Annotated in this window: 10 protein-coding genes; 5 read left to right on the forward strand and 5 right to left on the reverse strand. The window is 56.8% G+C overall.

Translation table 11 applies throughout. The features are described from left to right. The first annotated feature begins 219 nt into the window (after window positions 1-219). The 5 genes from HFN16_RS10100 to HFN16_RS10120 all read left to right on the forward strand — a co-directional run bounded on the left by HFN16_RS10100 (window position 220) and on the right by HFN16_RS10120 (window position 7610). Complete coding sequence (locus HFN16_RS10100; RefSeq protein ID WP_168890633.1) at window positions 220-1302, forward strand: hypothetical protein; 1083 nt, start codon at window positions 220-222, stop codon at window positions 1300-1302. Window positions 1303-1324: 22 nt separating this feature from the next. Further along, window positions 1325-5287, forward strand: a complete 3963-nt coding sequence (locus HFN16_RS10105; protein WP_168890634.1) for a hypothetical protein — start codon at window positions 1325-1327, stop codon at window positions 5285-5287. Between the two features lie 23 nt (window positions 5288-5310). Beyond that, window positions 5311-6174: an AIM24 family protein gene (locus HFN16_RS10110; RefSeq protein WP_168890635.1), complete on the forward strand. Its 864-nt coding sequence runs from the start codon at window positions 5311-5313 to the stop codon at window positions 6172-6174. 63 nt (window positions 6175-6237) lie between these two features. Continuing rightward, a complete protein-coding gene (locus HFN16_RS10115) occupies window positions 6238-6426 on the forward strand; it encodes a hypothetical protein (protein ID WP_168890636.1) in 189 nt (62 codons plus the stop codon). A gap of 53 nt (window positions 6427-6479) precedes the next feature. Next, the gene (locus HFN16_RS10120; protein ID WP_168890637.1) at window positions 6480-7610 is read left to right on the forward strand and encodes a hypothetical protein; all 1131 of its coding nucleotides are present in this window, start codon (window positions 6480-6482) and stop codon (window positions 7608-7610) included. Between the two features lie 105 nt (window positions 7611-7715). Here HFN16_RS10120 and HFN16_RS10125 read toward each other — a convergent pair whose 3' ends face one another. The 5 genes from HFN16_RS10125 to HFN16_RS10145 all read right to left on the reverse strand — a co-directional run bounded on the left by HFN16_RS10125 (window position 7716) and on the right by HFN16_RS10145 (window position 15075). Then, the gene (locus HFN16_RS10125) at window positions 7716-10748 is read right to left on the reverse strand and encodes an efflux RND transporter permease subunit (RefSeq protein ID WP_168890638.1); all 3033 of its coding nucleotides are present in this window, start codon (window positions 10746-10748) and stop codon (window positions 7716-7718) included. Beyond that, window positions 10748-11860: an efflux RND transporter periplasmic adaptor subunit gene (locus tag HFN16_RS10130; protein ID WP_168890639.1), complete on the reverse strand. Its 1113-nt coding sequence runs from the start codon at window positions 11858-11860 to the stop codon at window positions 10748-10750. The genes HFN16_RS10125 and HFN16_RS10130 overlap by 1 nt, the downstream gene beginning before the upstream one ends. Before the next feature lie 56 nt (window positions 11861-11916). Next, entirely contained in the window at window positions 11917-12498 is a 582-nt protein-coding gene (locus HFN16_RS10135) for a TetR/AcrR family transcriptional regulator (protein WP_168890640.1), read from the reverse strand. 107 nt (window positions 12499-12605) lie between these two features. After that, window positions 12606-14336 carry a sigma 54-interacting transcriptional regulator gene (locus HFN16_RS10140; RefSeq protein ID WP_168890641.1) on the reverse strand — a complete coding sequence of 577 codons (1731 nt, stop codon included), beginning with the start codon at window positions 14334-14336 and terminating at the stop codon, window positions 12606-12608. A gap of 13 nt (window positions 14337-14349) precedes the next feature. After that, window positions 14350-15075 (reverse strand): gamma-glutamyl-gamma-aminobutyrate hydrolase family protein, encoded by a 726-nt coding sequence (locus HFN16_RS10145; protein WP_168890642.1) that lies wholly within the window; start codon window positions 15073-15075, stop codon window positions 14350-14352. Window position 15076 lies beyond the last annotated feature (1 nt).

A 15076-nucleotide genomic window follows, 5' to 3' on the forward strand; every position in this document is an offset into this window, starting at 1 on the left:
GTCAGATGGGCCACACTACGAAACGGGCATAAACGAAATTGTATATATTCTGGTAACTATATAAATATTAAGAAGATAAATTTTCTGTCGCTCGTAAGGTGGGTTATTTGTTGACGCTTCAAGTGGTTATGATACAAATGTCAGGCTAAGAATTCTCTTCGGTTTCGGCTTGTTCTTCGGGGGAAGATGACGATTTGGCGGTTGTTATGTGCAGGCGGTATGATTGAGATTATTCGACGATTTGTCGTGTTGGCGTTGATACTTGTCGGAGGGGCCTTGTTTCTGTGGCCCGGAGACAAGGTCATGGTTGTGAAGCTGGCTGATTTTGAGCGGGGCTACACTCAGTATAAACAATGGAAGGAAGAGCATGAGATTCTTCCTTTTGAAGAATACAAATTCCATGCGACCAAGGACCGTCGTCAGGCGGTGAGCGGTGACGCATGGACTTCCTTGTTCTCGCGGATGGGGCAACCCGAAGGCGATACGGAGATGATGTCCCGTCGCTTTGGTTACTTCAAAAACGAGTTCGCCTTTTTTGCCGATGAAGCCCCCTTTGATTCCCTGAAAACAATGCCTCAGGGATATGTGCTCATCGACGGCACAAAGTGGCTATCCTTCCGTTACGATTACCCACAGGAATTTCAGGACCTCCCTTATCCATATTGGCGTCCCTTAAAGTGGCAGGGCGTAGCGTTGGTCGTGTTGGGCCTGTGCTTGTACGCCTTTTTACCACGCAGGAAGTGGGGGGCTGATGCCATTCGCCACTCCAACGGCAGCGCCGTGGTGTCTGCCGACCTGTTGGGACTCATGCTTGCAGCGGGCTTTGGCCTGCTGCCGTGCCTGATCATCTGGGATAATGTTCCCGGTGCTTCCATTCTGTCCATGGACGGAGGATGGGGCTGGCTCACCATTGCCATGTGGCTGATGGCGTTGTGTGGCTTGGCGCTGTTGCTGGTAGGTCTGCATTATAGCCGTCTGGCGTACTTCGTGAGTGACGACGGTCTGCGCATTGTCAAGGGCGGACGGGAGTCCGTAGTTGCGTGGGACGGTATCGAATATTTCCAATCATATGAATCCAAAACTTCGTCCCGGTTGGGGCGGATACTCATCCTGTTTGGCGGCTCGTTGCATGCTGCGGGGTTGGGTATTGCCATGCAGCACAACAACGAAGTTGGCATTCGGGTCCATGCTGCGGACGGCAGGATTTTCAAGATCATGGCCAACGGATTGAGTCGGTTTGATGAGATCGAAGCTGCACTCAAGTCACACGGCGTGAAGAGAAAACGTAAAGGTTCCAAATAGAGAAGAGATGACGGAGAGAGAGATGCGTGTATGGGTCAAAATTTGTGCTGTAACCTTACTGGTTGCGCTGACGACTGTCGTTATGGGCAGCGTCGCCTTGGCAGGTGAATCATCCATTGTCGGAGAATGGAAACGGGCGGATGGCCACGCTGTGAAATTTTCTCAGGATGGCGACCAGATCGTGGGCGTCATCACCGAGTTGGGGCCGGTTGGCGCTTATGGTTTCACCGAAGGGGAGACAACGTTCAGGCTCAAGCCCACGGATGATCCCAACGTCTTTTCCGGCGAGATCAAATGGCGCTGGCAGGGTAGTGACAAGCAGGAGTGGAAGCCCCAGACCATGACGGTCTCGGGTGACAGTCTTTCCGGTGCCGGAACATGGGAGCGGCTGTCCGTTGCGGATTCCCTGCTGTCGTCTGCTTCCAGCCTGTGGGGCGAGGCAAAGGCCAAGACCGAAGAGGTCATGGCTTCCGAAGAGATGCAGGCTGCCAAGCAGAGCGCTGGCGAGCTGTGGGACAAGACCAAGGAGAAATCTTCCGAGGTGATGCAGTCTGAAGAGATGCAGGCTGTCAAGGAACAGGCCGGGGAAGCCTGGGATGCGACCAAGGAAACGACTTCCGAGGTCATGGCTTCGGATGAAGTGCAGGCGGCAAAACAGGTGGTCATGAGTTGGTACGACAAGCTCATGGCGTCGCTGTTCGGTGTGGATTCCATCAAGTCGCCGAGTCCTGCAGACGGTATCCCCATCCCGCAAATCGAGTGTGCATTCATCAATGAACACAGCGACGAGGGATACGGTTTCACCAATGTGAAGGAACAGTATTTTGTGGGTGAGACCCTGCTGGTTGGATACGTCGGTCCTGAAAGCAGCCCTGCATGGTATGGACTGTTCGCCCCCGGCAAAGCGGTAAAGGATCAAAGTGTCCAGTTTGGCACTGAGATAGATGGCCGCCGACTGGGTGGTGCCAAGTATGGCGTGGTGCCGGTAAATGTGCCGCCCAAACCCGGTTGCTATGAATTGATCATGACCAACGATACGTCCAAGGAGGCGGTGGTCATGGCGCGCACTACTATCAAGGTGGTGCCGGATGAGGACTCTCCTGTTCCTGCCGTATTCATTCCCAGAACAGTCTTTGCTCCCGGCGAGATGATTGCCGTGGAAGCCCCTGCCAATGATTTATGGCCGAAAGCCTTCGTTATGATGGTTCCGGCTGAGGTGCCGCACGGAGATTATATCGTGGCATCAAGCAAGCGTAAGGGATCAAAGGGGCTTGGTGATGTGCGCGACGGCGTCATCAGTATGGCTGCCCCCCGCGAAAAGGGATTGTATTCTCTTCGTGTTTTCACGGAAGGAAGCAGACGGGGGCAGGAGCTGGCCCATGTTGATTTTGAAGTAAGGGATATTCAGTGGAGCGGTGAACCCAAGATCGCGCTGGATTCGGAATCCTATGAAGCCGGGAAGGGCTTCTCGCTGGTGTTCAACGCCATGCCGGACTGGCACCCCAAGGCGTGGATCGCTTTGGTGCCGGCCGATGCGCCTGATGCCAATGGTGGAGAAGCGGACAAGGTGGACGTCGCCTATCTCAATCTCCAGCAGAAGAAGACCGGGGCCTGGTATGTCGTGGCACCCAAGCAGCCCGGGAAATACGAGTTTCGTATGTTCCCTTCTCGCAACGCTGACAAGGCAGTCTTGAAAGCTGGCTTTGAAGTGGCGCTTCCCGAGGGGTACGCTGACAGGAAACCGTCAATGACGATCGTTTCTCCCACCACGTACACCTTTGATCCGCTGGTCGTGGATTATGTCGCGCGAAAGGACTGGTCGTCCGATTCCTGGTTCGGGCTGATGCGACCAGACGCTCCGAGAAATACGCATGAAGCATACAAAGTTGCGCTGGGAAAAAAGCAACTCAAGTTCGCGGATGAAGGGACGCAGACCTTTTCTCTCCCGGCCGAGCCGGGGTCGCTTGAATTGCGCATGTACGGCGGCCCGGACGCCAATGATCTGATCCTGACCGTGCCTGTCGAGGTGGTCGCGCAGCCGGATGTCGCTGCAGCCGAGGCCACGGCAGATGCTGAGGCTCAGGAGTTCCTCGACTCACTGCCTGATTACGAGGAGTTCGATATCTCCGACGAGCAGTTCGAGCAGTTCATAACCGTGCCTGAGATGCCGGATATCCCGCTCACCTCCAGTGCGGGCGAGGGCGCTCTCAAGATGTGTAATTCCGGTGTTCAGGTGGCTGAACTCAGGAAGCAACTCATCCAACTGGCTAACTACTATTATCCTGACCAGCCCATCTACACCTACGCGGATGTGACGGAGATGACTCCGCCCATGCTGGTGCAGCCCGTGGCGAATAGAGAATTGGACGCCGATTGCATCGACCGTGAAATCGACACCATGACCAAGCTGGATCTGACCCTTGGGCGTGACAACAAGTTCGCAGAGTCGCTTCAGAATCTGGGGCTGACCCTTATTACCAAGTGGAATCTTCCCACGAAGACGGGTGAGAAACTGACCAAGGCCATCAATGTCGCCGTGGACACCTACAACCATGGTGGTGCTTCCATCGCGGCAATCAAGAAGGGTAATTATTCGGATGCCGTTTTTCAGGCCGTGACCGTTGTGGTCAAGAATATGGTCACGGCATGCGGCAGTCCTGATTGCATGAGTTCCGTTCGTAATTCGGCTGACCAGTTACTCACCAAGTACGTGGCCAAATTGCCCGCCGGAAAGAAAGCAGCGTTTCTGAACAAGATGCGTTCGGCGCTCGGGAGTGACCCCTTCATCAAGCGTCTGGACGAAATGGAAGACGCCATGAACGTGGGGCTGAACGTGGATACCGGCACCGGAGTGGTTGAGGCCAACAGTGGCGACTATCGCCGTGCCATCTGGACATTCACTTCCTCCGCCGCCCAGATTCATCCCGCTACGGCAACGGCCGTGGCCGTGGGAACTGCTGGGTACGAGGGCATGGTTGCCGTGCGCGACATGCTTGTCGATGAGACCACGCAGAATCTCTACAAGGGGTACAAGTTCGCCTTTGACGGCGGCAAGGAGGGCGATGCTGTCTGGGCTGGTCTCAGTCAGGGCTATGCCTATCCGTACGCCAAGGTGCGGGAAATGATGATCAAGAACCCCACCAACCCCATGGTGCGCAAAGCCCTGACCGAAGGGCACCGAATCCGCAATCTGGCGGGTGGTGCTGCCAAGCTCAAGGCAGATCAGATCAGCGAAGCCGAAGTGGAGGCATACCTCAAGGATCAGTTTGAGGCATGGCGCACCGCAGAGAAGAAGAACACCAAGTTCAGCCGTCAGTTGCAGGAGTACAAGCGCGACTTCGATAATCTGGAATGCCTTTCCGCCATGTCGAACACCATGAAGAAGGCTCGCGACGAGAAGGGCTTCTTCGGGCGAACCAAGGACAGCTGGAACAACTATTGGGCTGGCTCCTGTGATGATGCCAAGACCTTTGCTGCCTACGCCAAGATTCGCAACGACATCGATGCCGAGTTGAAAAAGTGGAGCGAAGGCAAGGGCTGTCAGAAGATGTCCCAGAACTATCAGTCCAAGAAGCTCGCCTGTACGTTGATGGATGGTGGCGCCGGGGCCTACCGCGTGAGAATGGCCAAGATGGCCAAGGACTGCGGTTGGAAGCCTTCCGTGCAGCATTACGCCCAGATGAACTACGCCAACAAGCTGGTCAAATTGAATAAATATGAAAAAGTGGCCATCAAAGTGCTGACCAAGATAGGTCGGACGGACCTTCTGCACTGTATGTGCCGCCATAACAGCCCGTTCCATTCGAACGGATATCATCCTCAAAAGACCAAGGGACGCAGTCCCTCATGTGATAATGGCAGCGGTCCATGCATCGGCGGTGAATGGGGCTGTGGACGATACAGCTTCAGGCCCGGTGCAGCCAAGGCATGCAACGTGGCCGGAGCCATTGCCGACTACAAGAAGAACCTGAAGAACAAGAAGTAACCAAACAATACCGGAGGATTGATATGTCTCTCAAAGGCAAGTTCGACATCACGGCATCGAAGACGGCTCCTGACGGGACCGTGTTCGAGATTCTGGAATTGCAGGAACTCAAGGGCTACTGGAACACCTTTGCGGCGGAACGTCTGTATTACGCCAACAAGGCGGGTATGAAGGCCAAGGTGGTCCGCATCCGTCTGGATAATTCTTCCATTCGCCTGGAGCCGGGTGCGCTCTATTTCATGCAGGGCAATCTGGAGATGAAGACCAGCAGCGGCGGCGGCATGATGAAGGGCCTCCTGCGCAAGACCCTGACGGGCGAGACCTTCTTCGTCAATGAGATCTGCGGTACCGGTGATGTCTATCTCGAGCCGACCTTCGGGCACTACTTCCTGCACGACATCGGCGGTCTCGAAGGCGGCGTGGTCGTGGACAAGGGGTACTTCTTCGCAGGCAGCGGCGAGCTCGACATTGCCATCAACAAGGAAAAGAAGATGTCCGCCGGTTTCTTTGGTGGCAAGGGGTTCTTCTCCACCAAGATCTCCGGCATCGGCGTGGCTGTGGTGCTTTCGCCCGTCCCGCTCGACGAAGTGGAGATCATGGATCTCAGCGGCGGCAAGCTTTCCGTGGACGGCAGCTTTGCCTTCATGCGCTCGGAAAGCGTTCAGTACACCGTGGAAAAATCCAGCAAGTCCTGGCTGGCTACCTCGGTCTCCGGTGAAGGGTTGCTCCAGACCTATTCCGGCGCGGGCAAGGTGTGGATGGCTCCCACCCAGTCCATCTACGAGCAGTTGACGGCAGTGCCCGGAGGCATGGCCTCAGCAATGCGTGGCGGCGGAGGCGGCGGTGGTGACGATGACGATGATTACGATGACGGCGATGACGATTAGATCGCTTGACCCGTAAGGGGAGAGTAAGGGTATCAACATCAAAAGTATGGGAGAGAGAAGAGAATGGATTTTGAAAGCTTAATTGGCCTGTTGATCATGCTTGGCTTCATCTTCTTCGTGATCAAATTCAACAAGAAGAAGAAAAAGAAGAAGCGTAAGAAGGGACGCAGAGGCGGAGGCGGTACCAGCCGTCATAATGAACATCTTGATAATGAAGACGATTACGACGACGGCGGCGGAGACGACGATTAGCCTTTGAGAGAATGTGCCGCGCCCGGATTGCCGGGCGCGGTTTTGGAGAGCGCATGAAGACCCTATTGTATTCCCTTGTCATGGTGGCCCTGATGGCCACGGCCGCGCCCGCGTCCTCACTGGAGGCCATTTGGAGCGACGTTCATCCCAGGCTGTCCAAGGCTGTGGCCGAGTTGGAGCAGCGAGGCAATGTCCCGGACTCGTCATGGAATCCGTTCGAGGCAGACAAGGATAGCGTGGACGACGACATCAATGACTTGCTGGACGAGTGCATCGAGGTGCTCGGCATCTCCGACATGGCTACCATCAAGGCGGCCATTCAGGAGTTGCAGAAGGATTCTCGCCATTGTCGCGAAACCGTGGCAGAGCTCAAGACCGAGCGTCTGGCCGCACCCAAGAAGGTGGAGAAGTGGGAGCTCTGGAAAAAGGACGTTTCCACCATTGATGAAGAGATCGCATCGCTCACGGCTCGGGAAAAGGATAATACCCGCAGGGTGGAAGAACTCGTAGACCAACTGCTGGCAGAAATGCGCAAGCTCGGCATGAATGTCGACCGTGAGCAGGTGGAGACACTGGTCTACTCAGTCACGGGTTCCGATGATGTCCAGATGGTTTCCGTGTTCAACAACGTCAAGCTCATCACCACCGAGTTGCAGCGACTCACGTCCGAGGCCAACGAAAACATCGAGATGGCAAAGCGCTACTACGGTATGCACACCTTGCTGCTGCGTATCCTGTTGAACCTGTATCAGCAGTATGAGCACAAGATTGACGAGGTATACCTTGTGCGCATCGAGGAGATTGTCGAGAAGCAGGAAGACCTGATGGATGAAACCGAGGACAAGATTTCCGACGAGCCGGAGAAATTTCGCGAAATTTACGAGGCCAACCTCAAGGCTCAGACATTGACCCGGGATACGGCCAATCTCTATGCAGACTACCTGAAGAAGAATCGGGAGCGCATCGTGGACGCCCGAGAGAAGGTGGCTGACGAGTATGATGCGGCTCTCAATACGTATCAGACCGTGCAGGGGGCGCATAACCTCATCGCCCTCATGCGCGATGCCAACGCCATGCTCGAACGCATGTCCGGGCTGCAGACCCCTGAGCTCATGGTTTTTCAAAACGTTGAGATGCGTAACGAGTTCCGCAAGCTCTCCGCAAAGCTGGGGGCTGAAGGGTAACGATTGTATCAGGGAGATAATCTCAAAAACAAAAAGGGCCGAGTGTGCAATCTCGGCCCTTTTCTTTTTCCGGTTTGCGGGACCGGAGTCTATGGGGGATGGTCACTATCGGGGGTTATTGACCTTGTAGAACATGGAGTAGAGTACCGGCACCACGATCAGGGTGAGGACGGTGGCGAATGCCAGTCCAGACATGATGGTGACGGCCATGGCAGAGAAGAAGGCATCCGCCACCAGCGGCAGCATGCCGAGGATGGTGGTGGCCGCAGCCATGGAGACCGGACGGATACGGCTGACAGCCGCGTCAACGACAGCGTTGTATGGCGATTTCCCGTCTTCCAGTTCGATTTTGATCTGATCCAGCAGCACCACCGCGTTCTTGATGAGCATACCCGACAGGCTGAGGAACCCGAGCAGGGCCATGAAGCCGAAGGGCTCACCGGACACCAGCAGGCCGATGCTAACGCCGATGATGGCCAGCGGCACGGTCAACCAGATGATGAGCGGGTTGCGCAGGTTATTGAACAGCATGATGGTGACCAGAATCATGATGATGGTCGGCAGCAGCAGAGATTGGGCCAGGCTGGACTGGGCGTCGGTGGAGTCTTCGTACTCGCCACCCCATTCAAGGACGTAGCCTGGAGGCAGCTTGATGGCTTCGATCTGCGGCTTCAGCTCCTTGAACAACACCGAGGGCAGGCCTGATGCCGGGTCGCAGGATGCGGTGATGGTCAACAGGCGGTTGCGGGTCTTGAGCGTGCCGAACGCCATGTCGGTTCGGAACTCGGACACCACCTCTTCCACCGGAATCATGCGCTGGGCCACAGGGCTGAACACCTGAATGTTGCCCAATTCCTGTACGGCCTCGCGTTCATTTTCGGGTGGCCGGACCGTGATAGGCAGCAGCTTGTCGCCTTCGCGGTAGACGCCCACCTGTGTGCCGTCAAAGAACATGCGCATGGCGTCGGCCAGCATCGGCCGGGTGATGCCTGCCAGCTTGGATGGCGTCTCTGACATGACGGGCCGGATGACTTTGACCTCCTGCCGCCAGTTGTCGCGCACGCCCTGTGCGTTGCCGCTGGCTGTCATGATCGCCTGCGCTTCAAGAGAGAGTCTGCGAAGCTCTTTGGTGTCAGGACCGCTGAAGCGTACTTCGATGGAGGCGTCGCGTCCCGGTCCCAGACGGAACTTCTTGAACTTGGGCTCTGCATCCGGATAGGCCGCTTCGACCTTCGCCTGATATTTGGACAGAATGGCGTCGATCCGGTGGTAGTCCTCCACCTCCACCAGCAGCATGCCATAGGAGGAGTTAGTCTTCTCTGGCGAGTAGGTCAGGATGAAGCGTGGTCCGCCCTGTCCCACAAAAGTGGTGACGGATTTGATCTCTTCGTCGGCCATGAGCATTTGCTCGATCTCGGCAAGATCTGCGCTGGTGTCGCGAATATCCGTGCCCTGCGGCATCCAGTAGTGGATGAAGAAGCGGGGCTGGGTCGAGGCCGGGAAAAAGCTCTGTTTGACGAAACCAAAACCGTAGATCGAGGCTGCCAGCATAACCAGCAGGGCTACCACGGTGAGCTTGCGCCGGTGCAGACAGAAGGTCAGGAAGTTGCGATAGATGGTGAACAGTTTGCCACCATAGGGATCGCCTTCTTCCGAGATCTTGGGTTTGAGGAACATGTCGCAGAGCAGGGGGGTGACGGTCACCGCCGTGATCCAGCTCATGAACAGTGAAATGCAGAGCACGATGAACAGGGAACGGCAGAATTCGCCAACCGCGTCCTCACTCAAACCGATGCCGGCAAAGGCCATGATGGCGATGACGGTGGCGCCGAGCAGGGGCCACTTGTTCTGGTCCACCACTTCGATGGCCGCTTGCAGTCGGTCCTTGCCCTGCTGATAGCGGATGAGCAGGCCTTCCACGACAACGATGGCGTTGTCCACCAGCATACCCAGCGCGATAATAAGCGCGCCGAGAGATATGCGCTCAAGCGCCACCCCCGCCATCTTGATGAAGATAAACGAACCGCAGATGGTGATGAGCAGGATGGCGCCGATGAGGACGCCGCTCTGCATGCCCATGAACAGGAGCAGCACCACGATGACGATGGCCACGGCTTCACCCAGATTCACGGTGAATGAGGTGACGGCTTCATCGACGCGTTTGGGCTGGTAGTACACCGTGTTGATGTGCATGCCCACCGGGGTCTGGCCTTCCAGTTCCGCCAGCTTGGCATCAATGGCGGTGCCGAGGTCCACCACGTTGCCCGAGGAGACCATGGAGATGCCCAGCGCAACGGATTGATTGCCGTCATAGCGCATGATCTGGGCGGGCGTGTCGGTATAGCCTCGACTGATGTCGGCAAGGTCGCGCAGCGGGACGAGATTGCCAGCGGAATCCTTGATGAGCAGGTCGCCCAGCGCATCCACGGATTCAACCGTGCCCGTGGGTGAAATCTCGACATACTCACGGCCCACGCGGACATTGCCCGCCGGGACAACGAGATTCTGCTGGGACAGGGCGGTGTAGACCGCATCCAGCGAAACGCCGAGACGGCTCATTCGGGCGCGGGATATTTCCACGTACACGTTCTCGGTCTGGCTTCCCCAGACCGTAATCTTGGCCACGTTATCCACCAGCAGGAGCTGTTTGCGCAGGTAGTCGGCAAAGTCCTGAAGGTCGCGGGTGGTGTATCCGTCGCCAGTGATGGCCAGCAGGATGCCGTAGACGTCACCGAAATCATCGATGACCAACGACGGGCCTGCGCCGGGGGGCAGTTCCCCTTGTGCGTCGTTGACCTTGCGGCGGAGCTCATCCCACACCTGCGGCAGGGTGGTCTTGTCGTATTTGTCCTGTATTTCAACGGTCACAATGGACTGGCCCGGGTTGTTGACCGAGGAGACCTTCTCCAGTTGGCCCAGCTGCTGGGCAGCACTTTCGATGACGTCGGTCACTTCGTCGGCCACCTCGGCAGGTGTTGCGCCGGGGTAGTTGGTGACGATGAGTGCTTCCTTGATGGTAAATTCGGGGTCTTCCAACCGCGACATTTCAAGGAAGGAGATTGCGCCTCCTATTAGGAGGCAGACCGTCAGCACCAGCGTGATGGTCTTTTTTCGGATGGAAAATTCAGCCAGATTCATTATTCGCGGCCTCCGATACGACCTTTCAGCACCTTCACCTTCTGGCCTTCACGCAGGTAATTGACGCCTGCCACGACGATGACATCACCGGGCTGCACGCCCTTGGAGGCCTGGAACATGTCCTTCATGATGCGGCCGATTTCTATCTCGCGTTTCTGTACGGAGTTGTCCTTGTTCAGGACCCAGACGAATTTCTTTCCTTCCACTTCGCCCACTACGGAGGAGAAGGGGATAGCCACGGAATTGTCTCCGTTGTCAGGCATGTTGCCCACGACCTCGGCGGTCATGCCGGGATGCACGCCAGAGTCTTCGGTATTATCCATGGTCATTGTGACCTGATAGGTCTGGGTTTCGGAGTTGGCCGTGGTCTGGAATTCTTTCACTTGGACAGGAAAGACCTTGCCGGGCAGGGATTCAAAGCGAACATGCGCCTCAGGCATCTCTCCAACGCCGCTGTTGAAGCCGCGCAGCCAGACTGATTCGGGCACATCCATTACCACGTCGAGGGCAGAGGTGTCGGCCAGTGTGACGATCTCTTCCTTGGCCTGAATGAATTCGTGGTTGGAGATGTCTTTGGTTGCGATGAAGCCGGAGAAGGGCGCGGTGAGGCGGGTGTACTGCAGGTTCAGGCGAGCACGACGCAGGGACTGCTCCAGAGAGAGCACTTCGGCGCGGCTGGTTTCGTAGGTGGACTGGGCCGTGTCAAAGGCGGACTGGGCGATGATCTTATCTTCCAGCAGCTTGCGGTTGCGTTCAATATTCAGCCTGGCTTCCTTGAGCACCGAGCGCGCACCCACCAAACGGGCTTCGTAGTCGGCAATGGCGGCCAGATAGTCGCGCTGGTCAAGCTGGGCAATGAGCTGGCCCTTTTCCACGCGATCGCCTTCCTTCACTTCAAGGCGGACCACTTCACCGGAAACACGGAAGGCAAGGCTCGCCTCCTGCGTTGCTTTCACTTTACCGGGAAAGGTCCGGGACTCCTTGTCCATTGCCCCGGAAATTTCTACTACCCGCACCGGGCGAATGGCTTCGGCTTTCTTTACTTCTTCTTTGCAGCCCGTGGAGAAAAGCGTGATGGCGGCAAGCAGACACACAACAGTCAAACGTTTCATAGTTGCTTCCTCAAATGAGTTAATTAATCGGTTGATTAATTTGTGGGTAAAAAAAATTATGTCCAGTGAGCGGGGATGCCTCGCTGCAGGATATCGACGACGATGTCGGTGTACCTTTCTGCCAGCTCTTTGTTGTCCCGGCACAGGTTGCCGCCGAGAAGGTGGTCGGAGAACACCATACCCATGATGGCGGTGAAGCGGATATCCTTGGTCTGCAGATCGCCGGGGTTGGTAATGCCGAACCGTTCAAGATTCTCGGAGAACTGGGCCCAGCAGTAGTTGGTCAGATCGTCTCTCAGGTCCTGAAGCTCTTCGCTGTCATGGTTCAACTGGCGGAGTCCCACGAGGTAGACGTCCGGGTGCTCGTGGGAATCTTTGAGCAGGTTTCGAACGATTTGTTCGGTCAACTCGTTCAGGGTGTTGGCGTTGTTCATGCTCGCATCAGATTGCTGTTTCACCCGCTGACAGAACTCGGCAAAGATGTCCCGTAGCAGGTTGATCTTGCCGCCGAAGTAGTAAGAGATCATGGCGCTGTTCACGCCAGCCTCGTTGGCGATTTCGCGGATTCCCACGGCGTCGAATGTCTTTTGGGCAAAGAGTTTTGCCGCTGCATGGAAGATGAGTTCCTTTTTCGTCATGGGGAATCAATTAATCGGTTGATTAAAAAATGTCAATCAACGGAATGAGTCATGTTTACTCCATGGCAACACACTGGCTGAACAGGGGATAGGGCGAATCGGGAGGCCTAGTCGGCCGGGAAATGCGCAAGGAAATCTTCTCCTGCGCGGGAGATGGTGCTGCCGGCACGTCCCTTTCGGGCGGAGATCAACCCGAGGGTCTGGAGGCGTTGCAGACGCAGGCGGAGCTGCTGGATGGTGAGTGTGACGCCCTTGGCGGCCAGCAGGTCGATGACGGTGTGACGACCGTAGCGGCTGTTGGCCTGCTTGCCTTCCTGATAGACGCGCAGGATGGCGAGAATCTCGGGCAGGAAATCGTGCTCCTCGATCTTTTCCACCAGTTCTCCTACTTCAGAGGCCGGAGTGGCGTCGGTGATCCGGCTGTCACTCATGATGTGGTACGGCAAATCCGAGACATCCAGCACGGGCTTGAGGCTTGAGGCCATGAGCGAAAGGACATTGAACAGCTCCTGCTCGTCTCCTTCCCAATGGCGCTTGCGCATGAAGTCGATGAGGTCGGCGGTCAGGCGCACCTTCTGGCCGGAGAAATGTGCGCGGAGGTAGTCGTTGGCCAACTGCTCCACATCTTCGGGCCGCTTGGATAGGGGCGGGATGGTGCACTGGTTCTGCTGCAACAGCAGGAAGAGTTCGTGGGAAATCTGTCGGCGTTTGTACAGCTCGTTGAGGTCGTCATGGCTGGTGGCCGTGACGCGCACGTCCACAGGGATGTGTACCTTGCCGTGCTGGCGGACGACCCGCTGCTCCTGAATGATCTGAATGAGGCGGTTCTGCAGGTCCACCGGCAGGGACTCCAGTCCTTCCAGGCAAATGGTGCCGAGATGGCTGACTTCGATGATGCCGGGGTAGATGCCGGTCTCGTCTTCCCAGCCGAACAATTCGCGTTCCAGCATGTCTTTGGAACGGGAAGGGCAATGCAGGGAGCCGAATGGGTGCCCTTTGCGCGGGGAGGCATTGTGGATCATCTGGGCCAGACGCCGTTTGCCCGAACCGATGGTGCCGCTGATATGAATAGGTGAGTCGGTGCGGGCCATCAGGCTTGCGCGGTCAATAAGTCCCTGCATGGCCTTGCTGTGGGCAACGAGCAGGTCAAAGGTCACGTCTTCCTGATTGGCAGGCGTGCCGCCCAGCCAGTTGGACACGTATCGGTTAGATGCCGGGCCGAGCTGCTTGTTGGCCATGTGGGCCAGCGTCTTGAAATAGTTGGCCACCAGTTGCTTGCGAGGCAGCTCCAGCTCGAACAGGTCGTAAATCTCGAGAATGTACGACATGCCGATACAGCGGGTGCCAAGGTTGATGACCTGTGCGTATTTGGGCGGCACCAGCGTCTCTTCGTCAGGGTGCACTACCCAGTCGATGTCGTCCGGCGGTGTCTCTTCCGGGGAGAAGGCCACCAGCTCGTGCGACAGCTCGTAAAAGTCCAGCTCGTTCAGGACTTCCATGGTGTTGGAAAGGGAGTCGTTGACCACCAGCAGCTTCTGCCCGGGGGGAAGCGCCAGAATACGGTTCATGTGGAACTGGTTGATCCTGCGCTCGCCCCGCATGGTCTGGCCGAGGTTCGGGTGCAGCTTGCGGGCCATGTTGAGGCTGCTTTCGTGCAGAGCAAAGAGCAGGTCTTCCTCGTTGAAGTCCATCTGGTCCAATTGACCGAACAGGCAGCGTTCGACGTGCAGTTCCGGGCCGAAAATGGACTGCAACTGCTCGGACAACACGACACCCAACCGTTCCTGAAAGGTCATGACGGTGAGGCGTGTGGGCTTAGTCCGGGCAGTCGTTTCCAAGTTGTTCTCCGTATTAGTTCATGCGCTCGGCGCAAACACCGGTGAAGTGTTCGAACAGGGGCAGCATGTCGTCGTTGACGGTCAGCATCATCTCGGGATGCCACTGGACCACCATGACGGGGCGGGATTCGTGTTCGGCGGCTTCAATAACGCCATCAGTTGCGCGGGCCGTGATCCTGAGACCTTCGCCCACTTCCTTGATGGACTGATGGTGAACGCTGTTGACCGGGATGGTCTCGCCGAAGAGCTTGTACACTACCGAGCCTTCCTCTGCCACCACGTTGTGGTCATGTCCGGCGCTCGGTGCCAGCGGCACGGGCAGATGCACCAGCGTACTCTCGGGGAAATCGGTCGGGACATCCTGATGCAGGGTGCCGCCAAGGGCCACGTTGACCACCTGTGCGCCGCGACAGATGCCGAGGATGGGCAGGTCCATGTTCAGGGCTTCTTCAGCCATCATGAACTGGATGTCGTCCAGTTCGGATTCAGCGTCCATGAGGTCCATGATCGGCTCCTCGCCATAACGGGAGGGAGCCACGTCCATGCCGCCGACGAACAGTACCCCGTGAGCGGTGGCCAGCATGTCGCGCGCCACCTGGCGATCCATGGTGGCAGGCAGGATGAACGGGAGCGCGCCACCCTTGATGATGGCGTCGGTATAGGTCTTGGTGACCATGTTGCAGATCATGCCGAGTTTGCTTTTCTCGAGATTCGGCACGATGGCGATGACAGGTTTCATT

The sequence above is a fragment of the Pseudodesulfovibrio sp. zrk46 genome (assembly GCF_012516435.1).
Taxonomy (GTDB): domain Bacteria; phylum Desulfobacterota; class Desulfovibrionia; order Desulfovibrionales; family Desulfovibrionaceae; genus Pseudodesulfovibrio.